Origin of the sequence: Rhodococcus sp. SB1D, assembly GCF_048573875.1 — a bacterium.
GTDB classification, from domain to species: domain Bacteria; phylum Actinomycetota; class Actinomycetes; order Mycobacteriales; family Mycobacteriaceae; genus Rhodococcus_F; species Rhodococcus_F qingshengii.
On sequence record NZ_JBMAIQ010000009.1, the window covers coordinates 43381 to 65266 of the forward strand.

Annotated in this window: 22 protein-coding genes; 7 read left to right on the forward strand and 15 right to left on the reverse strand. The window is 60.7% G+C overall.

Translation table 11 applies throughout. The annotated features are described in order from the left end of the window. Window positions 1-49: 49 nt before the first annotated feature. The 3 genes from ACN50D_RS19930 to ACN50D_RS19940 all read right to left on the reverse strand — a co-directional run bounded on the left by ACN50D_RS19930 (window position 50) and on the right by ACN50D_RS19940 (window position 1788). Window positions 50-472 (reverse strand): hypothetical protein, encoded by a 423-nt coding sequence (locus ACN50D_RS19930; RefSeq protein ID WP_003943727.1) that lies wholly within the window; start codon window positions 470-472, stop codon window positions 50-52. A gap of 470 nt (window positions 473-942) precedes the next feature. Next, window positions 943-1488: a hypothetical protein gene (locus tag ACN50D_RS19935; protein ID WP_064114287.1), complete on the reverse strand. Its 546-nt coding sequence runs from the start codon at window positions 1486-1488 to the stop codon at window positions 943-945. Between the two features lie 159 nt (window positions 1489-1647). Further along, window positions 1648-1788 (reverse strand): hypothetical protein, encoded by a 141-nt coding sequence (locus ACN50D_RS19940; RefSeq protein ID WP_212633935.1) that lies wholly within the window; start codon window positions 1786-1788, stop codon window positions 1648-1650. Between the two features lie 187 nt (window positions 1789-1975). Here ACN50D_RS19940 and ACN50D_RS19945 point away from each other — a divergent pair, with 187 nt between their 5' ends. The 4 genes from ACN50D_RS19945 to ACN50D_RS19960 all read left to right on the forward strand — a co-directional run bounded on the left by ACN50D_RS19945 (window position 1976) and on the right by ACN50D_RS19960 (window position 6617). Further along, a complete protein-coding gene (locus tag ACN50D_RS19945; protein WP_003943733.1) occupies window positions 1976-3691 on the forward strand; it encodes a 3-ketosteroid-delta-1-dehydrogenase in 1716 nt (571 codons plus the stop codon). A 689-nt stretch (window positions 3692-4380) separates the two neighbouring features. Continuing rightward, window positions 4381-5181 carry a peptidoglycan DD-metalloendopeptidase family protein gene (locus ACN50D_RS19950; protein WP_231917217.1) on the forward strand — a complete coding sequence of 267 codons (801 nt, stop codon included), beginning with the start codon at window positions 4381-4383 and terminating at the stop codon, window positions 5179-5181. A gap of 244 nt (window positions 5182-5425) precedes the next feature. Then, window positions 5426-6187, forward strand: a complete 762-nt coding sequence (locus ACN50D_RS19955) for a pentapeptide repeat-containing protein (protein ID WP_125050406.1) — start codon at window positions 5426-5428, stop codon at window positions 6185-6187. Window positions 6188-6200: 13 nt separating this feature from the next. Continuing rightward, window positions 6201-6617 carry a hypothetical protein gene (locus tag ACN50D_RS19960; protein WP_042452357.1) on the forward strand — a complete coding sequence of 139 codons (417 nt, stop codon included), beginning with the start codon at window positions 6201-6203 and terminating at the stop codon, window positions 6615-6617. Window positions 6618-6695: 78 nt separating this feature from the next. Here the strand turns inward: ACN50D_RS19960 and ACN50D_RS19965 are convergent, their stop codons facing one another. The 4 genes from ACN50D_RS19965 to ACN50D_RS19980 all read right to left on the reverse strand — a co-directional run bounded on the left by ACN50D_RS19965 (window position 6696) and on the right by ACN50D_RS19980 (window position 10230). Further along, on the reverse strand, window positions 6696-7034 hold the full coding sequence (locus ACN50D_RS19965) for a hypothetical protein (protein WP_212633936.1): 339 nt from the start codon (window positions 7032-7034) through the stop codon (window positions 6696-6698). Then, window positions 7031-8182, reverse strand: coding sequence for an alkane 1-monooxygenase (locus ACN50D_RS19970; protein WP_054826870.1), 1152 nt, complete (start codon window positions 8180-8182; stop codon window positions 7031-7033). The genes ACN50D_RS19965 and ACN50D_RS19970 overlap by 4 nt, the downstream gene beginning before the upstream one ends. 95 nt (window positions 8183-8277) lie before the next feature. Then, window positions 8278-8931, reverse strand: a complete 654-nt coding sequence (locus tag ACN50D_RS19975) for a class F sortase (RefSeq protein ID WP_058038921.1) — start codon at window positions 8929-8931, stop codon at window positions 8278-8280. Beyond that, entirely contained in the window at window positions 8932-10230 is a 1299-nt protein-coding gene (locus ACN50D_RS19980; protein ID WP_212633937.1) for an ice-binding family protein, read from the reverse strand. It lies immediately after the preceding gene. Between the two features lie 223 nt (window positions 10231-10453). Here ACN50D_RS19980 and ACN50D_RS19985 point away from each other — a divergent pair, with 223 nt between their 5' ends. Beyond that, window positions 10454-11170 (forward strand): TetR/AcrR family transcriptional regulator C-terminal domain-containing protein, encoded by a 717-nt coding sequence (locus ACN50D_RS19985; protein WP_042452349.1) that lies wholly within the window; start codon window positions 10454-10456, stop codon window positions 11168-11170. Between the two features lie 356 nt (window positions 11171-11526). Here ACN50D_RS19985 and ACN50D_RS19990 read toward each other — a convergent pair whose 3' ends face one another. From ACN50D_RS19990 to ACN50D_RS20010, 5 genes are all read right to left on the reverse strand, one after another. After that, window positions 11527-11670: a hypothetical protein gene (locus tag ACN50D_RS19990; RefSeq protein ID WP_165639161.1), complete on the reverse strand. Its 144-nt coding sequence runs from the start codon at window positions 11668-11670 to the stop codon at window positions 11527-11529. A 58-nt stretch (window positions 11671-11728) separates the two neighbouring features. Then, window positions 11729-12190, reverse strand: coding sequence for an Hsp20/alpha crystallin family protein (locus ACN50D_RS19995; protein ID WP_007726499.1), 462 nt, complete (start codon window positions 12188-12190; stop codon window positions 11729-11731). A 187-nt stretch (window positions 12191-12377) separates the two neighbouring features. Further along, window positions 12378-13262 carry an MBL fold metallo-hydrolase gene (locus ACN50D_RS20000; RefSeq protein ID WP_212633938.1) on the reverse strand — a complete coding sequence of 295 codons (885 nt, stop codon included), beginning with the start codon at window positions 13260-13262 and terminating at the stop codon, window positions 12378-12380. Between the two features lie 137 nt (window positions 13263-13399). Next, window positions 13400-14653, reverse strand: a complete 1254-nt coding sequence (locus tag ACN50D_RS20005) for a wax ester/triacylglycerol synthase domain-containing protein (protein ID WP_054780856.1) — start codon at window positions 14651-14653, stop codon at window positions 13400-13402. 46 nt (window positions 14654-14699) lie between these two features. After that, window positions 14700-16364 carry a hypothetical protein gene (locus ACN50D_RS20010; RefSeq protein ID WP_232329998.1) on the reverse strand — a complete coding sequence of 555 codons (1665 nt, stop codon included), beginning with the start codon at window positions 16362-16364 and terminating at the stop codon, window positions 14700-14702. A gap of 182 nt (window positions 16365-16546) precedes the next feature. Here ACN50D_RS20010 and ACN50D_RS20015 point away from each other — a divergent pair, with 182 nt between their 5' ends. Together ACN50D_RS20015 and ACN50D_RS20020 are read left to right on the forward strand one after the other, a co-directional pair. Further along, window positions 16547-17164, forward strand: coding sequence for a DUF1109 domain-containing protein (locus ACN50D_RS20015; RefSeq protein ID WP_212633939.1), 618 nt, complete (start codon window positions 16547-16549; stop codon window positions 17162-17164). 200 nt (window positions 17165-17364) lie between these two features. Continuing rightward, window positions 17365-17856, forward strand: coding sequence for an FBP domain-containing protein (locus ACN50D_RS20020; protein WP_007726512.1), 492 nt, complete (start codon window positions 17365-17367; stop codon window positions 17854-17856). A 148-nt stretch (window positions 17857-18004) separates the two neighbouring features. On the opposite strand, the gene ACN50D_RS20025 is transcribed toward ACN50D_RS20020, so the two are convergent. Genes ACN50D_RS20025 through ACN50D_RS20035 form a run of 3 tightly spaced genes read right to left on the reverse strand, consistent with a single transcriptional unit; the run spans window position 18005 to window position 20036 of the window. Continuing rightward, window positions 18005-18745 carry a hypothetical protein gene (locus tag ACN50D_RS20025; RefSeq protein ID WP_007726514.1) on the reverse strand — a complete coding sequence of 247 codons (741 nt, stop codon included), beginning with the start codon at window positions 18743-18745 and terminating at the stop codon, window positions 18005-18007. Beyond that, window positions 18742-19677 carry an ABC transporter ATP-binding protein gene (locus tag ACN50D_RS20030; protein WP_042452339.1) on the reverse strand — a complete coding sequence of 312 codons (936 nt, stop codon included), beginning with the start codon at window positions 19675-19677 and terminating at the stop codon, window positions 18742-18744. The genes ACN50D_RS20025 and ACN50D_RS20030 overlap by 4 nt, the downstream gene beginning before the upstream one ends. Then, a complete protein-coding gene (locus ACN50D_RS20035; protein ID WP_007726518.1) occupies window positions 19674-20036 on the reverse strand; it encodes a GntR family transcriptional regulator in 363 nt (120 codons plus the stop codon). Before ACN50D_RS20035 ends, ACN50D_RS20030 begins: the two co-directional genes overlap by 4 nt. Window positions 20037-21886: the final 1850 nt, after the last annotated feature.

A 21886-nucleotide genomic window follows, 5' to 3' on the forward strand; every position in this document is an offset into this window, starting at 1 on the left:
GTAAACAGGACCTTAGGTCCCACGGTGCCGGTGATGCGGAGTTCTGGTGCTACGGCACGTAGAACGATGTGACACCTGGGGTGATGATGGATCCGGCCACAGACAGCACGGCAACAGCGACTTGACCGGTCCCGGTCTGCACGATCGCCTCTGCTGGGACTCCGTTGAGACCGTCCGAGAGCCGAGCGGAGCCGGAGGCCCCGGTCGAAAGGTTCAACCAGCGCACTTCGGACGAGAGCAGGCATCCCCACCGGCCTTCATTGCCTCCGGTGATCGTCACCGTGCCAGGTAGTTCGCCGACGACAGCTACGCAGCGGACTGCCGGCGCGTCGAAGCTGCCGTTCGGGTTGCCGTACGGCGCAGGGTTGACCTGGAATGGAATGGTCACCGCGGCGGATGCGAGCGCCACCGACGTCAGAGTAGAAGCGATCACGACGGATGTGCAGACGCTCAGTCGGCGAACGAGATTCATCACGGAGGCCTCCAGCCATGTCCAGGTGATTTACTTGTCTTGCCCGACGTAACGTCTTGGTCGCAGCTTCCCTTCTTGCATCGCCGCATTGAAGACGACAGCCTCACCATATCCGGTTGCACTGGAGAATTCAGGTACTCGTCGCTATTCGCTACATGTGGCGGCCTCAGATGCCGTCCGTCGAACCGCCTCTGCCGTCGTCGAAGCACGTACTACGGCAACCGGTGTTCCGGCTGCGGGATCGAAACTCCAGTCCTGCCGATAGGACTGGAGTAGATCTGGATCTGTGATCATCGCACCTGGCGACAATCGCTGGGCGAGCGTGTTCAAAGCGTCGACATTGACCATGATCTGGTTTCAGCGTTCCGCTCCGAGATGTGAAACTCATTGTGTCCAAGGCATGTCCGTGGACCTGAGAGTTGAAAGTCAGTATCTCGAGTGCGGTTGAGATCCACCGAATATGGCGTACGTCATATGTTGCTGAGGTCGGTCAGTACCTGATCGAAGGCGCCGGTACGTCCAGGTGTGACTACCTTCTGAAACAGTGTCAGGACACATTCGTCAAGGGCGTCCGTTGCCGTGAGGGTTCTTCTGGCGACGGTACTTCTACCCGACCATCGGCCACGTTCCATGTGTGCCAATGCGATTCCGTCACGCCGGGCTGTTGCCTTTCGGCCCGATGAATGAACGAAGAGGTATGTTCTGCCCGCGATATCGACTTCGCACAGCTTGTTCTTGCGGCGCATGGCCTTGGGCTTCTGGTCGATCAGGGTCCCGATCGTTCCGTCGGACAATCGAAGTGATGCAGGTCGGCCTTTGCGGAATGTGAGCCTGGATCGATCCTGCTCGGCTGTTGACGATTTCTTCCGCCCGCCGGCAACGCTCTCCGATCCGTCGTCGGATGCGGGAATCAGTTCGCCTTGAACGTTCCCCGACGGATCGAATATCGATACGGCCGAACCACCTTCGGCAAGGTTGACGAACCAGCCGGTCTCTGTAGGGGTGTTCCATTTCATGTAGATGATTATTCTTCATCAGTGCCGAGGAACATCAGCCGATAGTCCGAGACGAGGATCGCGGTCAGGATTCGACAGTCACCTCGACGACGCCATCGTCGCCGTTGAAGCGAACCGCCGGCCAGTACCCGTCCATGAAATGCAAACCGCACGAGTCTGTCAGACGTTGACAATCGCTTCGACGGCCTGACGGTGAAGAGCCTGGTGCTGCTCGAAGACGTGGCGTAGGCGGGGAAGCATGCCGCGGGCAAGGGTGCCGAGCGTTTCGTCGACGATGCCGAAGCTGGGATTTGTCCTCACGTGAGCAGCGTAGACATCGAAGAAGGCAAGCCGCGATTCTGCTGGGGCGGGCACAAAGCCCGACCCGTGGCAGGAGCCGTTCTTCGCCAATCCACTCGCAATGTCCCGCTGACTGGGCATCCGGAACCTTCTGCGCCGCGACTGCCTTAGCGTTCTACGTCGATAACCACGTGAAGGGATTTGTTCAATGGCGAAGAATCAGGCACCCCCCGCGACACAAGCCAAGGACATCGTTGTCGATCTACTGGTGATCGGGTCCGGTACCGGCATGGCTGCCGCCCTCACCGCGAACGAGCTCGGCTTGTCGACGCTGATCGTGGAGAAGACGCAGTACGTTGGCGGTTCGACGGCGCGGTCCGGTGGAGCGTTCTGGATGCCTGCCAACCCGATCTTGGCGAAAGCCGGTGCGGGCGACACCGTTGAGCGCGCGAAGACATACGTGCGGTCGGTGGTCGGTGATACTGCCCCTGCCCAACGTGGGGAGGCATTCGTCGACAACGGTGCGGCCACCGTCGACATGCTTTACCGCACGACGCCCATGAAGTTCTTCTGGGCCAAGGAATACTCCGATTACCACCCCGAACTGCCGGGAGGTAGCGCCGCCGGACGTACCTGCGAGTGCCTGCCGTTCGACGCGTCGGTACTCGGCGCGGAACGCGGTCGCCTGCGGCCCGGTTTGATGGAAGCCGGACTGCCGATGCCGGTGACAGGTGCGGACTACAAGTGGATGAACCTGATGGTGAAGAAGCCGAGCAAGGCTTTCCCTCGCATCATCCGCCGCCTGGCGCAGGGCGTTTACGGCAAGTACGTACTCAAGCGTGAATACATCGCAGGCGGTCAGGCGCTCGCCGCCGGCCTGTTCGCAGGTGTGGTCCAGGCCGGTATCCCGGTGTGGACGGAAACGTCGTTGGTTCGGCTCATCACCGAAGATGGCCGCGTAACGGGTGCAGTTGTGGTGCAAGACGGACGTGAAGTGACGGTGACCGCTCGGCGTGGTGTCGTTCTGGCAGCCGGCGGGTTCGACCACAACATGGAGTGGCGCCACAAGTACCAGTCGGAGAGCCTCGGTGAGCACGAGAGCCTGGGCGCAGAGGGCAACACCGGCGAAGCGATCGAGGCAGCACAAGAGCTCGGCGCAGGTATCGGATCGATGGATCAGTCGTGGTGGTTCCCCGCGGTGGCAAGCATCAAGGGCCGCCCGCCGATGGTGATGCTCGCAGAGCGTGCGCTGCCAGGCTCGTTCATCGTCGACCAGACCGGTCGTCGATTCGTGAACGAGGCGACGGACTACATGTCGTTCGGCCAGCGCGTGCTCGAACGGGAAAAGGCCGGAGATCCGGCCGAGTCGATGTGGTTTGTTTTCGACCAGGAGTACCGCAACAGCTACGTGTTCGCAGGCGGTATCTTCCCTCGTCAGCCGCTTCCGCAGGCATTCTTCGACTCCGGCATCGCGCACAAGGCGAGCAGTCCGGTCGAGCTTGCCCGCAAGGTCGGTCTTCCCGAGGAGGCTTTTGCCGAGTCCTTCGAGAAGTTCAACGAGGCCGCTGCTGCCGGTAGCGATGCGGAATTTGGTCGCGGCGGAAGTGCATACGATCGGTACTACGGCGACCCGACAGTGTCCCCGAACCCGAACCTGAGGAAGCTCGACACGAGTGCCCTCTACGCGGTGAAGATGACGCTCAGCGACCTCGGCACCTGCGGCGGTGTGCAGGCGGACGAGCATGCACGCGTGCTTCGTGAGGACGGCAGCGTGATCGACGGCCTGTATGCGATCGGCAATACTGCGGCCAACGCATTCGGTCACACCTACCCGGGCGCCGGTGCAACGATCGGCCAGGGGCTGGTTTACGGATACATTGCCGCTCACCACGCAGCCGAGAAAGTAGCTTCGACTCAGCAGTAGATCCACTAGGCAACAACTCGCCGAACGGGAGATCAGCACGCGTTTCCGATGCCGGGAACGTGCACTGGTCTCCCGTTCGGCTTGTAGGAGCAATGCTGCCTGTATGTCCCATCTCGGTAACGCTGACGCGCCAGGTGACCAAGACGCGGTATCGTCTCCAGAAGTGACATGGGGCACTGGCGATTGTTCGAACAGATGCCATCTACCGAAGGCGCGCCTGATATCGACCGGTCGGGTCGAATGCGCAAAAACAGGTATGTACCCAGGTAATTCAACCGTGGTGTGGAGCGTCGTGAAGCGACAGCGTATGAGGTGATTCCTCATCCGCAACGCAAGGATCTCCATGTTCCACCCCCTTTCCGACCATCCGGGTAGACACCCACCCTGTCGATCTTCGAATGAGAAGCCTTCGGTTTGTTCCGGCATTCGTAGTCCTCGATCAACGATCGATTCAGGCACTGCCTCGATGTAGAACCCGTATCTCCTGTGCTGTCACCAGGAGATGCAGACCTGCGGGTCTATGCGCGCGCTCGCGTTCGAGAGCGGTCACCGTACCTCTCTCCATGGCGCGATCCGAACATCTCACTCCAACGGAGTCTTGGTGCGATACACCGAGTAGCTCAGCACGTATTGAGTGCTGTCTGCGGGTAGAGCCTGCACCTGCTCCGAGCACATCAGTCAAGGAAAACATGAGTAAGCACAGAAAACACAAGCCTTCCAGCACAAAACGATTCATCGCCGTAACTGCGGGACTGGGCGCCCTTGTGGGGGCCGGAGCAGTAGCCAATGCAGGTACCGCCGGTGCGCAGGGCTGGTCGGCGAGTTGCAATTGGGAGTGGCCGGTAAGCGGATCACTTTCGCAGGGTTACCACGCGGGACATGACGGAGTCGACTTCGCTGTCAACGTCGGCACCGCGCTCCACGCGCCCACATCGGGCACGATTTCTGTTGCCGGACCCAATGATCCGGGTGGATATGGAACGTACATCCAGTTGGAAGCGGACAGTGGCGAGCAGATTCAGATGGGCCACCTCTCCGAAACATGGGTCGGTGTGGGGCAACACGTCGAGGTAGGCGACGAGATCGGGGCAACGGGTAACACCGGTAGCTCCACCGGCCCACATCTGCATCTCCGCATTCACAGTGGAGGCGCCGTCGATCCCATGTCCTTCCTGAGTTCGATCGGGGCGTGCGATACCGGGTCGAGTATTGTTCCCGCGCCCGCGCCGGCACAGGACGTAGCACCCGAATTTGCACCGGAACCGGCGCCTGCTCCCGTTGTCTACTCTGAGGCATCCGAATCTGTACCGGTAGAAAGCATTCCGGAGTCGGAGACTCCAGCGCCCGGCTCAGAGGTAGTCGTTGCAGCCGGTGATACATTGTTCGACCTCGCGACGGAACGAGGTCTCACCTGGCAGCAGGTGTGGGACATGAATCCGCAGATCGTCAATCCCGATCAGATCCTTGTGGGCGACGTGATCAACTTGTGAGAGTTGATAATTCGATACTGATCCGGGGATGAGTCAACGGCTCGTACACGACCGGTTTCAGTACCCCAGTTGACTCCGAGTTCCACTTCGTGCGCGTGAGCGCTGCAGCCGGGCCGTGCATTTCACGGTCCGGCTGTTTTGCGCGCTCCGAGAAGTGATTCCTACCGAAGTACTGATGTGTGGTGGTTCGCTTCTTGGGCAGCCACGGCCAATCGCTGGGGATCTTGCCGATACTATTGAGCCCGTGAACCGGTCCGCGATCACCTCCCTACGTCGACGTTGGTCAGATGAGGGCGTCGATAATTTACGGGCGCAGCTGCTCGATCAGTCGCGGATCGTCAAGCCGCCCCACACTCTCGTCTCCCCATGGGCGGAGACCGATGACGGGCTGATCGATGTGCGTGGCCTGACAGCGGGTAGCGCTGGATTGGACATCCGGTATCTCACGTTGGAACGGATTGATCTGAGTTACGCTCGGGGTCCGATCTCCGTCTTCGAATCCGAATTATTCGACTGCCGTTTCGATTTCGTGGCACTGACCGGACAGCCCCGTTTCAATCGCCGATTCGAACGGTGCAGTTTCCGGGGTGCGACGCTCTCTCGTCTGGCGCTCGGACCGAGGGTCGTCGATTGCGATTTCACTGGAGCCAAAGCACGCGGGCTCCGCTCCGTGCCCAATACTGTGTTCGAACGATGCGCATTCGACGACACAGACCTGACTGGTGCGCAGTTCGCCGATACCTCATTCGTGGAGTGCACTTTCGGCGGCGCACGATTCTCGGCGGCCACGAGTTTTGTGCGGTGTTCCTTCACCCGGACCGCTGTCGAGTTCTCCGAGGCGCAAGTGTCGCGAACAACGTGTGACGGCACCGCGATTCCGGATCAATGGGAAGGTGAGGCCGATTCAGCAGTCGCACTGGAGCGGTATGCCGGTCGATATGCCCGAGCACTTGGCGTGAAGGACACAGAGGGTATGGCCCTCGATCCTGAAATGGATGATTCGTAAAGGGGGCAGATCGATGACTCGCGGGGTCACGTTCAGGACAGTATTCGGTGGACCGTCGGTGCCGCTTGACTTCATCGAGGAGTTGACTCGGCTCAGACACCGGCTGAGGGGCATCGCGATGCAGTACGACTTCGATCTGTTTGTTGTCGTTGGTGGCGACATCTCCGTGGTGACCGATCCGACCGGGATCCGGCTTCCGCGTGTATTTCTGGGCAGGCGTACCGCTACGGCGCAGGTACAGATGAACACTGACGACGTGATGGGGGTGCCCGACCCGCGTGCATTTCTGTACACGACGATCCATGCGGCACTGACGGAACTGATCACGCGTGTCTCAGACCGCGACAACGACTTCGATGCGGACGGGGAGCGAGCGAAGATCGAGTTCTTGATCCTCGATGACATTGGCGAGCGCGAATCAAAGCTGTGATGGCAAATGACAAATGCTGCGCTCCCGAATTCGTCAGGCTGTTGTCACTCTCTGGCATCAAACACTGCGGTGACCACTTCACAGAAAATCGCCGGGTGCCGGCAATGGACGAACCTCACTATGAGTTCTGCGGTGCGCGGTAGCGGTGACAAGTAGGTAGCGTTCAGCTGCGGCGTAGTCGGTGATCGATGTTCCGTCGGGCCCGGGGGTTTGAGTGATCAGGTCGAGGTATCGGCGGCGATAGAGGTATGCGTCGGGCTGGGTCAACAGGTACTCCGCGGCAGCGACGACGTCCAGGCTCGGTGCGGCTCGTCTGAGCCGGGTGCGCGCCGGCTGGTACGCAGCTCTGGCGTGTTTGGTCGGCCCGGTGGCCGTGTAGTGCCCGTCGCTGTGGTCGTCTCGGGCATTGTCATTCATATCGTCGCCTTGGTGTGAATGAGCTCGACGTTGCCGTTGTAGTAGCCGAGGACACGGTGATCCATCATCCGCCGCCACAGTGGTGGTACGGCAGCGCAGACGATCATCACCGCGTATCCGGCAGGGAGTTGCGGAGCGGTTGGAGCGCTGCGCAGAGATTGGTAGCGCAGACGCGGATTCGCGTGATGGTCACTGTGTCGTTGTAATTGGTACAGGAACAAATTGGACAAGAGATGATCACTGTTCCAACTGTCTTCGGGCCGGGCTTTGACAAAGCTGCCGTCTTGTCTTCGCGCACGGAGCAATCCGTAGTGTTCGAGGTAGTTTGCGGCCTCGAGGAACGTGATCCCGGCCAAGGCTTGCAGGAGCAGCCAGGGCAGTATCTGCCACCCGAATAAGGTGATCAACGTCCCGAACAGTGCGGCGCTCAGCGACCATGCCTGCAAGATGTTGTTTCGAGGCGACAGTGCGGGTGAACCCTGCCGGCGCAGGCGTGCTGATTCGATCCGCCAGCCCGATTTCAGACCTCCGAATACGCTGCGGGGCAGGAATATCCAGAACGATTCCCCGAAACGAGCACTGGCGGGATCGCGCGGCGTCGCAACGTTGACGTGGTGACCGTGATTGTGCTCGATGTAGAAGTGCCCGTAGAACGATTGAGCGAGCACAATTTTCGCCAACCGCCGCTCGAGGCGGCTGCTCTTGTGGCCTAGTTCGTGTGCGGCATTGATACCGACGCCCGCAACGACGCCGACGGTCATCGCCAGTGCGATCTTCTCTCCGGTTGCCATCGGGGCGTGCGCCCAACACCATGCGGCGAAGACGAGGCCAGCGTATTGAAGTGGCACGAACAGGTAGGTACACCAGCGGTAGTAGCGGTCGTCCTGCAATGCCGCGATCACGTTGTCGGGTGGGCTGCGGCCATCTGCGCCGACTGCGACGTCGACGATCGGGATGACGAGAATCAGGATCCAGGCACCGGTCGCCCAGAACAGGCCGAGGTGCAAATATTCGACCAGCAGCCAGGACAGGAAGGGACTCAGCGGGATCAGCAATCCCAACGGCCACCAGTAACGCTTCCGATCCCGCCATGCAGGAGCGTCGACACCTGCTTCGGCGCTCGCTCGAATGTCGTCGGTGTCTGTCATCGAAACTTCTCGAGCACGGGAAAGTGGAATACGGTCATTGCTCTCCAACGGTTCGTGCGGACTTTCGAAGTGGTGTGCTGCGGCGTCTCAGGCGGTTAGGCCAGGTCGGCGAATGCGATGATGTTGTCGTTGTAACTGCGTGCGGTTTCGTCGAAGGATCCACCGCACGTGATGATCCGGAGTCCGGGGTGGTCGATGTCGCCGTATACAACGTCGGTGGGAAAGTCCTCTTTGGGGAAGTGTTCGACACTGGTAGCGGTGAACACTGCGCGACTTCCGTCTTCGCGGGTGACGATGATGTCGGCTCCTGTTTCGAGATTCCGCAGATCGAAGAAGACCCCGTCGGTGCCTTGCCAGTCGACGTGGCCGGCGATGATTGCCGGTCCGACCTCACCGGGGGCGGGAGCGCCGGTGTACCACCCTGCGTCCTTCCCATCCGGTGGGACCTCGAGTGCTCCATCGGTATCGAGTCCGAGATCGATGATGTCGGTGTCGACGCCGATGGACGGGATTTCGAGTCGCGCGGGGCGGTGGTCAGCAGTTACCGGCGCCCTTTCGGGTAGTGCAGAGTCAGTGGCGCGCGGCGCGGATGTGGTGTCTTGTCGAGGCGACGAGTGTGGTTGTGAATTTCCGCTGTCGGATTGTCCACCGGCGCATCCGACCACCGTTACGAGTACTGAAACAGTAAGGGCGAGAGCCGTGATGGCTCGGCGAGTTCGCGGAGCCATCACGGAGTTTTCGTCTTTCATCTATCGACTCGTCCGACGGATGACGAGGGCCGACATAGCCACGACGCTGAAGAAGCCGACGAGCAGGGCGATCCATCCTCCACTGGACTGTCCGCCGCGTTGGGATTGTGTGCTTCCGTCACCGGTGTCGACCGACCCTCGTGGTACCTGCTGCACCTGAGGGGCTCGAACATTCGGGGATTCCGGGCCTACCGGTTGAGTGGTCGGGGCACCCGTTCGAGAAGCTGACGTCGTCGGCACCCGAGACGGGACGGTTACCGTCCCGGGAACGGTGGGGGGTATTCCCGGCAGTGGTGGGAGACCGGGAATCTCGGGTATGGACGGAATGTTTCGGCTGGTCGTGATGATCGGCGGTACGTCCACAGTGGTTGTAGTCGTGCCGTTCGGCCCTGGTGTGGTGGTCGTCGCTTCCACCGGTGTACCAGTCGTGGTTGTAGTCACCTCCGGCGGGACGACCGTCGTGGTTGTAGTCACCTCCGGCGGGACCACAGTCGTGGTGGTAGTTGTCGCGGTGTCAGGCGGGACCGTAGTCGTCGTAGTGGTCGGAGTCGTGGTCGTGACAGGAGGCGTACAGGTCGGGATCGTAACGGTGTTCGTATCCAGAGTGACCGCGCCATTGATCGCCAACAGTCGACCCTCGACGGTTGCCTCGGTTGTGGCAGTAATGTCTGTCAGCGCCAAGAGGTTTCCTCGGAAGACGGAGTTGGTGCCGAGGGTGGCGGAACTTCCAACCTGCCAGAAAACATTGCACGCCTGCGTTCCGTTGATCAGTGCAACGGTGCTGGACGACGATGTGATCAGCGTTGATCCCGCTTGGAAGACGAAGACTGCATCGGGGTCACCTTGCGCGTCGAGGGTGACGGTTCCCGACAGTGCGATCGACGAACCGGAGTTGTAGACACCCGAAACCAGTGTCCGACCGGTCAAGTCGGCTCCCGTCGGTTGTGTGGGTCCCTGACCGGCAAGAGTGTTGTAGGCAGTCAACACGTCGGGTTTCGCTCCCTGCGATACCGCGTCGCCACCATGATTGGTGCCGGTAATCGTCAGGTCCGATACACCGGTGATGGTTGGAGTCGGATACGTGCCGATATCGCCGCCGAGGGTTGTCGGTCCGGTGTTGGTGATTCCTGCTCCGGCAAGGACTGCAAAGGGCTCAGCGGTGCCGAGTCCGACAGCAGTCGCTTCCGCGCCGGCAGTGCCGGCCGGCAAGACGAGAATGCCGACGGAGAAAACGGAAATCGTTGCAATACCCGAGAATTGAAAGAACCGCGAGCGTCGTGTTGCGGTGGGTGCTGTCATGTTCTGTTCATCTTCGATCCTTTGAAGAAGGGACTCATGCGACGAAAGTGAGTCCGTACGTCCGCGCCGACTCCGGCGCCGGGACGTATCGATGAGCGCCCACGTAAATCCGGACATTCCGGGTATACGATGTGTGTATACGTTGTATGCATAGGGCGTATCCGAACAGTAAACCAGCCGTACTGTTCTGTCAACGCGTAGGCATACGATGTATGTTTTGTGGATGACCGGACACTCGCCCGATCGCACTAAGGGTTTGATTCCCGCCGCGGACCGCGAGGAGCCCCTCACCAGGGCGCTCGTACTCTCGACGGCGTTGGCGATCATCGACGAGGAAGGTGCCGACGGCCTCTCCATGCGCCGACTGGGCAAAGCGCTCGACAGAAATCCGATGACTCTCTACAGGTACGCGGCCAACAAGGCGGCCCTGCTGGACGGGGTCGTCGAGACCGTGCTCGAACAACTGGTCGTCGACCCGTCCGATCGCGACTGGAGGGGGCAGCTGCACGCAGTTGCGTACGGGTATCGCCGCCTCGCGCTCGCGCACCCCAACGTGGTTCCTTTGCTGGTCACTCGGCCGCTGTCCACCCCGCTCGGATTGCGTCCTCCCGGGACGTTGCGCTACGTCGAAGCGATTCTCGAACTGCTGATACGGGCCGGTTTCACTCCTGAAGACGCATTACACATCTACCGAGCAGTGTTCGGCTTCCTCAACGGGCACATTCTCAACGAGCTTCAGGAAATAGTCGAAAATCCCGAGGAGACGGACGATCTCTTGCGGCTCGGTCTGCATCGGCTTGCGCTTGCCGAGTTTCCGAGACTGCGGTCGATGGCTACGATCATGGCTCACTACGACGGGCAGGACGAACTCGAGCGCGGTCTGGCAATCCTTCTGGAGGGTCTGGCGACGGCATCTCCTCCGACGAGGGTTGAGGGCTGACCACTTTCAGTTTGGGTATAGACATGAGACGACCTCGACGGCCACACAATTCAGGGGACCGACGAGGTCGGTAAGCGTCAGCGCAGTCACTGACGTCTACATTTCAACCGTACGAGTCACGGTTGGCAGGTGGCGGCGAGCTTCGTCCTTGTTGTGTGAGTGTTTCGTCCTGCTTCGCCCATTTCGGGCGGTTCCTGACCTGCTGCAGGTGATGGCTCTTCGGTTCGGCCGGAAGGCTTCATCGAGCTGAACGTGTGTAGAGCGCCTGTAAATGCCTTCCGTCCGCCTCGGTGGACGGACGGAAGGCATCAATTCATTTGTGGGTGACCGTATTCGGCGAACACGGTCTGGTTTTGTCAGGGTTGAAATTCTTCGTTGGTGGGGTTCTCGGGCGGGGTGGCCGCGAGGATGCGCTTCCACCAGCCTTGCCGCTGCGGGTCTTCGTTCCAGACGACCGGTTCAGCCAGAGCTGCGGCGGGGGCCATGATTGGCGCGGGCATAGTGGACCTCCTGGATGAAAGGCTCTCGTACAGTCGATTTCGTGCCAAGCCGTTCAGGTCAGGCTTCGATCTGTCCTTGGGTTTTCACCTCGGAGTTTGCGGTGCGGGACGGCGGCCCCGACGAGATTTCGATCCGCCGCGGTTTCGCCTTCTCTGCGATCGGCAAAGTCACGGTCAACACGCCGTTGTCGTATGAGGCGACGATCCGTTCGGAATCGATGTCCTCGCTGATGGACAGCTGCCTTCTGTATGTTCCTGTGAAACGCTCACCGGCCAGCCACGTCACTCCCTCTTCGGAAATGGCGCTGCGGTGCGCGGTCAGGGTGAGGGTCGAGCCGTCTACCTGTACGTCCACTGATCCTGGGTCGACGCCGGGAAGATCGGCGTGAAGGACGTAGTGGTCATCGATCTTGTAGAGATCCATCGGCATGAAGCGTGGACTTCGGCTGCTGCCGGTTCCGGTGGCAAGCAGGGACTTGGTGATCGCGTCGATGTCGGTGAAAGGATCGAAACGAAGCACAGCAACACACCTCCCGTATCGTCTAAGAAAGGTCACCGTCACCTCGACGGCGACCGAACTTACTGTGCGAGAACATGATAACCAGCCAAACTGGCACTCTGCAACCTCGAGTGCCAGATTTTTTTCGGTGAACTTCGGTCCGATTTTCGGAAGTATCCGAAAAGGCGCGATCAGTTCGCCAGGGATGTCAGAGGGTCCGGCGAAACACCTTGTCTTCGTCGACTGTGACGGCACCGGATGCGATGAGTCGTTCGAGGTGTAGCTGAGCTGTCCGTCGTTCGACGGCGTCGACGTACGGGGCCGATACGTGGGGGCGGTAGACGAGTCGATGAGCAACTATGTCTTCCAAGAGTTTTGGTTCGCCGAGGAATTGGATGAGACGGTCTTCGCGGCTCAGTAATTTGTCGCGGTATGCGGACAACCGGCGACGGAACTCGTCGCTGCCCTCGACCACGCCCTTCTGATGGAATGTTCCGTACCAGCGTGCGTCGATCGTTGCGACGTGGTCGATGGAGTCGAGGAAGTCGTTGACGCTGCTACCCAGGTCGCCGTACATCGGGCCGAAGGAGGTGAGGTCGATGTCGGCGACGTAGGAGAAGCCGTCTGGTTCGACGAGGACCCCGCAGTGTCCGCGGGTGTGCCCTGGCAAATGAATGACTGTCGCAGTGCGGTCGCCGAGGTCGAAGACGTGGCCGCCCGCGATCCCCGACACGTTCTCGTGGGTCGGGGGTATGCCGTATTGCGTAGCAATCGACTGCTGGACCTCGACTCGTTCGTTCGGAGGAAGGCCGTAATTGGTGAGCATCGTGTCGAGGGATGCGACTGCGGGTGCGTCGAGATGGTGCGCATAGGCCGGGGTGTCGAAATGGCGTAGTCCGGCGATGTGGTCCTCGTGCCCGTGGCTGACGAATACGAGGTCTGCGCCGACGGGGTCGCGGTCGAGGGAGAGCGAAGGGTCGATGACGAGCGTGCTTTCAGATCCGTGCACTACCACGGTGTTCCCGTAGGGGACGGCACCACCGTTCTCAGGAACCAGTACCGAGACCTTGCCGAATTCTGCAGGTGTGAACATCTTTCGCCTTCCTCGTGACGATCGTGTCGTGACGACACCGGCTTGCAGGCTCGAATCAGTGGAGATGTTGTCGAGACGTCTCGACAGTATCCGTTGCCCAAGCGGCGAGGTGCATCGGATAGTGGCAGTAGATCCAGTCAGTGTGCAGTGCCGGCTATTTCGTCGAGAGTCCGTTCGACGGCTCGGGCGATCTTGCTTGCAGGTGGGAGATGCTCGGCATCGGCCTGGATTCCGATCCAGAATGTGTCGTTGTAGGACGCTGCGGTGAAGCCGACGCGGACATTGCCCGCCAACGGGCCCAGAGGCCAGAGTTCGACTAGCGCTGCCCCGTCGAGCGTGAGCGGGCCGCGCGGTCCATGGACGTTGGACGCGACTGCACCGATCATGTGCTGCCGCTTTGCGAGCTTGTCGAAAACGCCGGCGATACGCGGTGACCGAAAGGTTGTTCCCGCAGCGCGTGCGGAAGGTTTGGCCGCAGCGGTTTGCTTCGCGACGATCGCGACTGTGCGTTGTGGGTCGGTTTCACGAAGTGGAAGGTCGATGATCATGAACCCGACGGCATTGCGTGCGCTACCGATCGCTGTGACTGCGACGGGTACCGATACCGCAATCGACTTGGGGATGGGCTCGCCGCATTCTTGGAGGATGAATCGCAGTCCGCCGCCCACCGCAACGAGATAGGCATCGTTCAAAGTGCCTCCCGCTTGCTGCGCGGCATGCTCGATCAGAGAGGTGCGGACGTTGACGGATGAGATCGATCTCGTGGGACCAATGGCGCCCAGCAACACCCGTGATCGGATTGGCCGGTGCAGGAAAGTACCGATTCGAAATCGGAGGAGGTCGAGGGAACCGGCGGCCTTCGGAGGGATGTTCGGCACGGGAGCGCCCGGGTCGGTACTTTTCGAATCAGGTGAGGCGAACAAGCGCTCGAAAAGGTCGCTGGCTCTGGCGCCGTCGAGAACCGCGTGATGCACTCGGATCACAATGCCGCACAGACCCGGTCGAGCTGCAGGAACGAAGGCGATGTGCCACAACGGTCGGGTGGTGTCGAGGGGTTGCATCACGAGTCGACCACAGACGGATTCGAAGTCGGGTTCTGTAGGCCCGCGTTCGTCAAGCGAGAGATGGAGGTCGAAGTCGATGTCGTTTTCCGTCCACCACCATGACCCGTTCCGCATGATCGGTCGCTGCCGCAGTAACGGCTCCTGCGCGATGTGAGCGGCGAGAGTGCGGTGAAGTCGCACTAGATCAGGTCGACCGTCTCGATCGACGAAGCCACCAGGAGCGAGCAGTCCGGCAATAGTGACCAGGTAGGGCTGGACGTGCACACCGAGCTGGAAGCTCGCAGCGTCGACGGGTGATATCGGCACGTCGGGTGTGGTGTCGACCATCTGCTGAGCCTAATCGAGGCGACATGGTGGACGGCGCTGTTTTCGGCTAGCGGATCACCAAGTCGTGGTCGGTGGCGCTGAGCGTGATCGCGGCAATGGGGTTTCCGTGCATCCAGTCCTGCACGAACGCGTCCAGAGCGGGGTTCGATGCCCGATCCGCGTACGCGTCCGACGGGATCTCGATTGCCCCGACGAGGTGGCGCGGATCGGCATCGAGGCCGGATGCGCGGGGAGTCATCCGTAGTCCGTCGGCGGTGTGCAGGACGACCGGAAGAACCGTGCCATCCGGTGCAGTCACGGTCGCGGTCCGCGTGGTGGCGACCGGGTCGAAATGGTCCACGTCCAGTCGGTATCCGGACGGTTGTGCGTGCTGGCCGATCGCGTCGAGCATGCGCGGATCCACCACAGAGTACGGAAACCCGATGTCGATCAGAGTCTGACCGTCGATGGCACCGTCGCGGGCGGGCAAGGTCGTGGACAAGTGCCAGGGGGCAGCGGGGGACAGGGTATCCGTCGACCGGTCTGTCGGCGCGTTTTCGATCAGTGTGCCGAGGAGGGACGCGCCGGTCGGTGTGAACTCCCAGTCGCCGCCGACGAGATCCTTGTGCCAGAAGCCGGATTCGGCGCCGCGGAGACCCTCGACACGCAACTCCCGCCGGTTCGGGCCGGGACCGAGTGAGTGCACACTGATCGCGGATGTAACTTCACCGGGAATTTTGGGCTGGTGCACCCAGTCGGGGGCCGGAAGTTGGATCGCGGCGGTGCTGCGGTCCAGTGTTTCGGCCACGAGGTTGGGTGCCGACGGCTTGTCCGACTGATCTTCCCAGCTGTAGCGGAAGAAGATCGAGTCCGATCCCGAAGAATCGAAATCAAATGTGCGGGTGTACATGTCGCCGTACTTGTTCATCACGAAAGTGGTTGATCCGGCCGCCGACAGCGAGTCCGCCTGGAATCGCCCGCCGAGCGGGCCGCCGATCTCGTAGCTGTCGTCGTTGGGCAGCCACGGGTCCGCGTAGGTTATCCGGCTGCCGTCCCCGGTCAACGTGGGGATCATCGTCATCTTGGCGAGTCCGACGAAGTGAATCCGCCCTGCGACGTCGGTGAAAGTTTGGTTGTCCCAAGGCGACGAGACGCTCAGTGCCCACCCGTTCGGGTGGTCTCCGGGGAGTTGTCGGCCGGGACCGCTCCACAGCGGTGCGCCCCATGCCGAGGTCCAATTCCACACCAGCGGATCCTGGGATGCGTTGTCCATCGTGTAGATCCAGCCGTTGTCGTCGACCGCGACGAGTTCGTCGTCGTCCAGTGATATCCCGACCAGTCGTCCACGCAGGCACTCGGGCATCGGCACGAAACGCCACGGTTGAGCCGTTGATGCGCCTGTCTCTCGCGGCCGAGCGAGTAAGTCGTGGTCGACTAGCGCGAAGTCCCAGAAACGATTGAATTGCGTAGTTGGCGTGCGGATCTGGACCGAGCTGGGGGCGGTTGAACCGGTGAATGTCGGTAGGTTTGCCAACCCGACTCGACCTCCACCGGAGGGCGCACCTGGTGGCAGTTGGGCGGTTCCGAATGATATGCAACTGGCCGGCCCAGGTTCGGTGGGCGCGGCAGCGGCGAGGGGAGTGGACCACAGGAGGGCGGCGGAGAGTAGGACGCCGACGCTCAGCAGTCGCGGTCGGTGCGGGTGCGAAACTCCACTCGCGGTCTCGTTCACCGTCCGATTGTCGCATGATCGGCACGTTGAATCTGCGAATTGTGAGGTTTGTCCATCTGTGTCGGTTGCGGCGAGAGTGCCGATCGCTGCGTTGGTTGTTGTGAGTGGAACGAGAGTGCTTGTACTGCAAAGGTATTCGCCGTTTAGCTGAGTTTGCCATGACCTGCAGATACGGTGGGGTGATGAGAAGGCCGAAGTCGCTGGGTGAATGGTTGGTAGCTGACCCTCCGGAGTCGTCCAAGCCACCGGGGCCGATTCTTTTGGCATTCACCGTTGTTCCGCTCATTGCGTTGGTCTGCCGGCATTACGGTTGGTGGCCTTCGCCGTTCGGGGAGTACAGATGGTTGGATCCCTTCCTCGTCAGCGCCGCGGCTCTGCTCATCTTGATCGTGGTCGGTCTGGTGTGGGCGATCCGCACCCTCTATGTCCTTGGCCAGGACCGGCGGTGGTCGTGGTGGATTCTGTCCTCCCCGATCGCCGTCATCGCTGCAGTAGCTCTGGTGTTGTTGATGCCGCCGGCAACTTTCCTCGACAAGAGCGGAGAGTTCGAGACCATCGCGATTGGTCTTTTGGAGCAGCCTGAATCGACCGTGGAAGAGCTCGAGATCGGCCAGTTCGATATCAGTAGTGCCCATGTCGTGCGGCCGGATGAGGTCCACTTCATCGACAACGACAGCATGTTCATCACCTCGAGTGGGTGGGTGTACTCGCCCAGCGGCCCACCATCGGGGTTCGATGATTTCTCCGCAACTCACCTCGGCGGACCTTGGTACGAGTTCACGGCGGTATGGCGTGACTGATAAATCGAGTGGCCTGTAACGCAGGCCTGTAGCTACCATCGCGGTGTGGATACGTACACGGTGACGCCCCATGGGCGTGAGGGGGTTGTCGGCGTCGTCTTCGCCGGCGACAGATAGCGCATTTCGGACCCGACAGCACTTGGTGCTGATCGGGCCATGAGCTGTACCCACCTTCACCGAGCCACGATTGGTATACACCCATGATCATTTTGACCGATACATCTATTCGTTCCAGCCTCGTCAACGCGAGTCGTAAGGAGAAGTCCGATCTCACCCTGCCGGACGGCTTCGGCACCATCGACTTCGACGCTCTCGACTACCTGGGCTGGCGAGATCCGAAAATGGGCCGACGCGCCTACGCGATCGTCCCGACACTCGACGGGGAGACCATCGGAGTCTTGCTCGTTCAAGCCGAGGCCACTCCGCGATCGCGCGCCCAGTGCTCCTGGTGCCGCGACACGCGACTCCCCAACGAGGTCGTCTTCTACGGCGCCAAGTTGGCCGGGCCCGCCGGTCGACGTGGCAGCACGGTCGGAACACTGATCTGCCGAGACTTCCAGTGCTCGTCCAATGTTCGTAACGACCCCCCGCTCCCGTATGCCGGCTACGATGCCGCCGCTGCGCGCCAGAACCGGAAAGATGAACTGGTGCTGCGGGCTTCGAGTTTTGTCGAGCGGGTGGCTCGGCAGTAGAGCGGACCAAATCGGGGACGAGGTAGCACCCTGTTGCGACGTTCGTCCCCCTTCCTGACTCAGGGAGGGGGACGAGCTGTCTAGACGGGTTTGATCCGACGAGCACTTCGAAACGACGCGACATGTGGCGTCGCACATGATTGCGCGGTCACGGCGTTGCTCGACGCAACGTCGCCCAGGCTCCGGCGATGCACGCGATGGCAAGGGCCAGAGGGAGTAGCGCCATCGGTACCACTCGGGGAGTATCGACAAACCACGAACCGATCGCCGGCCACCACCCAGCCCAGGTGATCGCGATCGCTGACAAGCCGAGCAAGCCGAAAAGCCCGGTGAGGGAGGCGAGTAGACCGGTGATCCTCCACCGCTGGTAGATAGCACCTGCCAGCATTGCGATCGAACTGGTCAGCAGCAGCGTCGCGAACAGTGCGAGCAACTGTACGGCGGTGTTGTCGGTGAAATAGCGTGCGATGCCGAACATGCGCATGTGCACACCCCAGCCGTTGGTGGCGGACTCCAGCACGGACAGCAGTTGCAGCGCGATTGCGAAGACTGCGGACTGTGCCAGCGCCATAACCGTGGTGGCAGTGAAGAACTCGCGGCGGGTCACGCTCAGTCCGAGCGCGAATGGGAACGTCTGCGTCATCGACTGGAGGTAGAACGCCAGCACGAAACCGTAGACCGAGAACACACTGCCGGTGAATCCTTCACCCTCCTCGTTCCCGACGATCGCGTAGATAGTGAAGCTGATCAGGAACGAGATCAACAGGATGCCCACCGGCCAGGCGATCAGCAACGGCCACGCGACCGTGTGCAGTTGTAGGACGGCACCGATCCTGGACCGAGCGGGCGTCTTCGGGACCGTCCGTGGCTCTGTCGTTGCGATACTCATACGGTGATCTCCTTGCGCTGCGTCGAAGTCGCGATGACAAGTTCCTGCAAAGATGCCGGTTCCACTTGGACTCCAGCCTCCCGCAGTCGGTTTCGCTCGGTCTCTGTCACATCGGCCTGCAACATGATTCGGCTGTGGGCGCCCAGTGTCTCCCGGCGCAGGACCCTGCCGGACGCAGCAACGGCATCCACCGCATCAATGGGACCGGATACCACCACGGCGCGGCTACGCAGTGCATCCGCGTCTGCGTCGACGACAATCCGGCCGCCGTCGACGACAATCACGTGCTCGAGTAGATTGGCTACCTCGTCGATCAGGTGAGTCGAAAGCACCACAGTGCGAGGATGTTCGGCGTAGTCCGCAAGCAGGCGATCGTAGAACAGTTGGCGTGCAACGGCATCGAGACCGAGATACGGCTCGTCGAAAAGCGTCAGGGGCGCGCGGGAGGCGAGTCCGATGATCACCCCCAATGCCGACCGCATGCCGCGTGAAAGCTTCTTCACCTTGCGACAGAGGGGAAGTTGGAAGTCGTCGAGCAGTGTCTCGGCGAACGCGTGGTCCCAATTCGGGAGTAGATGGCCGGCGGCGACGAGTACGTGCTTGACCTTGAGGTCTTCGGGGTACGTCTGGCTTTCCTTGACGAAGCACACGTTTGCCAGGACGTCGGCATTTTCGAAAGGGGCAGCGCCGAATACCTCGACGTCGCCGCGGGTGTGCAGGTCCTGCCCGGTCAGTATCTGCATGATCGTCGTCTTGCCTGCGCCGTTACGGCCGAGCAGACCGTAGATCTTGTTGCGGCTGATCTCGAACGAGACGTCCGCGAGCGCGTCGACATCCCCGTACTTTCTGTCCACGGAGCGCATCGAGGCGACAAGTTCAGTTTCGTCGAAACGCCTGACTCGGGGCTCGGTCGTTGTCGTGCTTGCGTTCATCGGTCCGCCTTCCTGTCGTCCAGCATGGATTTGAGTTCGCCGAGGGAAATCTGGAGCCGGTCGGCCTCCGCGACCAGCGGCTCGATGTACTGGCGCGCGAACGCTTCTCGGCGTCTGAACCTGAGTGCGTCGCGGGCACCGACCGTGACGAACATTCCGATTCCCCGTTTCTTGTAGAGGATCCCCTCGCCTACGAGCTGATTGAGGCCCTTGGCTGCCGTCGCCGGATTGATTCGGTGGAACGCCGCCAGTTCGTTGGTTGAGGGCACCTGCCCGTCTTCCGGCAGGGAGCCGTCGATGATCGAGCCTTCGATCTGCTCGGCGATCTGCTGGAACAGTGGTCGTCCGTCGTCGATCACGATGATCGATGCCCGATGTTCACTGGTTCATTACTCATGTAATGAACCATAGAACGTCGTGGGGCATGTTGGCAATGAGATCGCGGAATCTGGCACCGATGACTTGGGTCTCCGAGCGCTACCCATCGGGACATTCATCGCAGTGGCTGATGGAACAGCTTGGATTCAGACCAGTTACAACTTCCAGATCCCCGGGGCGCTGCGCACAGGCATGAACTTCTGCGGAACCGTGGAACGCCAGTAGTGGTCGACCACGGGACGGGGCACCTTCGGGTGGCCGGTAGATATCGCCTCAATGAATTCGGCCACCTCGTCGAAGGCGGCAACTATGTCGCGGGGTCATTCTGCATGGACGTTGTAGCAGGGGAGTTCACCACGCGTTGACGCAAACACCGTCGTCATCTGCAACTCGCCACCCAACGTGAAGCCTGCGAAACCAGAAGCCTCGGCTTCCGGTCGTAACCCGCAGTCGTAGAACAGAAGCCGGACCGCACACCGCGGTCGGGCTGTTTTTCGTCAACCCAAAGACGGAGTCGTATCCACCGCAAGTAGGGACTTAGCGCCCTGTTTTGGTGTTTCTGTACTGATTCGCAATCCCGATACGTACGCTTCCGGCCAGGGAATCGGACACTCGACCAGCAGGGGTATCTATGCCGAATGTGACAGTGAAATTCGGGGGTTCAGACCCGGAAACAGCAGACCTCGCACGCCGGGCACTGCAACCAGTACTCGACAGCATCTACCGCACATACCGCAGGAAACCGCTCCCATTCGTCGAAGCCGCACTTAAACGCGCAGGCCGAGGAAGCTTCTCACAAGCAGGAATTGAACGATTTGCCGACTACATTTCAAGAGGAGACCGACCGATCCTCACCACATAGCGGCCGCTCATGATCACGCCGAAGAGCGAAGCGCTTCCACCGGCTACCTGTTCGACGACCTAAATTGGTCAGTGCCAACTAGGTACAGGTCCATCGTGGTCAACATCAACATCAAGAGACAGCGCCCGCCCGCGTCCGAGATCGGTAGCTTGCCTCACCGTGGCAAGGGCACTCGAGCCAGCAGACGTATTCGATCAAACGGAGCTGAGAAGGCTGATTCAGCAGATGCACATTAATCGACCTCTGTGTGAATTCTGCTCACGGTGCACACTCGCGTGATCAAACCAGTCGGCGCTGTGACATTCGGTTGCTGATCCTATTCGGGGCGGCCTCGACCGACTATTTGAGACCTGTCAAACATAAGCTCCCCTTCCTGGCCAGGTAGGGGAGCTTATGTTTGTGACCACCGCACGATCCACGCATCTTCTGATATGCAGGTTTCAGGCAGAGCTGAAAATGTCATCCACATGCGGTCGGCCGATCTTCTCTACAAGTCGGGAGCGGTTAGTGGCCCTGCGCCTTCTAATGAGAAGGGGATCGTGGAACCGTTCGCCATCGCCACGATCATGTTGACGATAGCAAAGAGGACGTTATCCATTTGAATTCACCTCCTCGCTCCGTCTAGGGCCCGGCAAGATTCGCTACTGCATACAGGGCAGATGTCCTGCTATCGAAATTGGGACCTGCAATGTAAGCGGGCGAGCCTGGACCGAATGAGGTGACTGTCCTGAGATATCCGAGGCGATTCGAGGAGTTGTAGTCCACCAACCAAGGTCCACCAGAAGCACCTGCGCCAAAGTTGCCCGGTTTGGGAGTTGCGTGAGAAGCCGTAGCTCCGAACGTCATAACCAGGGAAGGCGCTGCGATGCTTGCGGGGAATAAGGTTTCGACTCTGGACACCTACGGCCTTCTATCGAATTGGGGCCAATCTGCCGGTTTCTAAAGATCGTCGGGAAGGTAGCACGACGC

Coding starts and splice junctions, on each gene's coding strand:
- ACN50D_RS19930 (WP_003943727.1), bottom strand. CDS start 472: ATGAATCTCGTTCGCCGACTGAGCGTCTGCACATCCGTCGTGATCGCT.
- ACN50D_RS19985 (WP_042452349.1), top strand. CDS start 10,454: ATGACCGGACACTCGCCCGATCGCACTAAGGGTTTGATTCCCGCCGCG.
- ACN50D_RS19935 (WP_064114287.1), bottom strand. CDS start 1,488: ATGAAATGGAACACCCCTACAGAGACCGGCTGGTTCGTCAACCTTGCC.
- ACN50D_RS20005 (WP_054780856.1), bottom strand. CDS start 14,653: ATGGTCGACACCACACCCGACGTGCCGATATCACCCGTCGACGCTGCG.
- ACN50D_RS19960 (WP_042452357.1), top strand. CDS start 6,201: ATGACTCGCGGGGTCACGTTCAGGACAGTATTCGGTGGACCGTCGGTG.
- ACN50D_RS20030 (WP_042452339.1), bottom strand. CDS start 19,677: ATGAACGCAAGCACGACAACGACCGAGCCCCGAGTCAGGCGTTTCGAC.
- ACN50D_RS19975 (WP_058038921.1), bottom strand. CDS start 8,931: ATGAAAGACGAAAACTCCGTGATGGCTCCGCGAACTCGCCGAGCCATC.
- ACN50D_RS20015 (WP_212633939.1), top strand. CDS start 16,547: ATGAGAAGGCCGAAGTCGCTGGGTGAATGGTTGGTAGCTGACCCTCCG.
- ACN50D_RS19965 (WP_212633936.1), bottom strand. CDS start 7,034: ATGAATGACAATGCCCGAGACGACCACAGCGACGGGCACTACACGGCC.
- ACN50D_RS19980 (WP_212633937.1), bottom strand. CDS start 10,230: ATGACAGCACCCACCGCAACACGACGCTCGCGGTTCTTTCAATTCTCG.
- ACN50D_RS20020 (WP_007726512.1), top strand. CDS start 17,365: ATGATCATTTTGACCGATACATCTATTCGTTCCAGCCTCGTCAACGCG.
- ACN50D_RS19970 (WP_054826870.1), bottom strand. CDS start 8,182: ATGACAGACACCGACGACATTCGAGCGAGCGCCGAAGCAGGTGTCGAC.
- ACN50D_RS19945 (WP_003943733.1), top strand. CDS start 1,976: ATGGCGAAGAATCAGGCACCCCCCGCGACACAAGCCAAGGACATCGTT.
- ACN50D_RS19990 (WP_165639161.1), bottom strand. CDS start 11,670: ATGCCCGCGCCAATCATGGCCCCCGCCGCAGCTCTGGCTGAACCGGTC.
- ACN50D_RS20025 (WP_007726514.1), bottom strand. CDS start 18,745: ATGAGTATCGCAACGACAGAGCCACGGACGGTCCCGAAGACGCCCGCT.
- ACN50D_RS19950 (WP_231917217.1), top strand. CDS start 4,381: ATGAGTAAGCACAGAAAACACAAGCCTTCCAGCACAAAACGATTCATC.
- ACN50D_RS20000 (WP_212633938.1), bottom strand. CDS start 13,262: ATGTTCACACCTGCAGAATTCGGCAAGGTCTCGGTACTGGTTCCTGAG.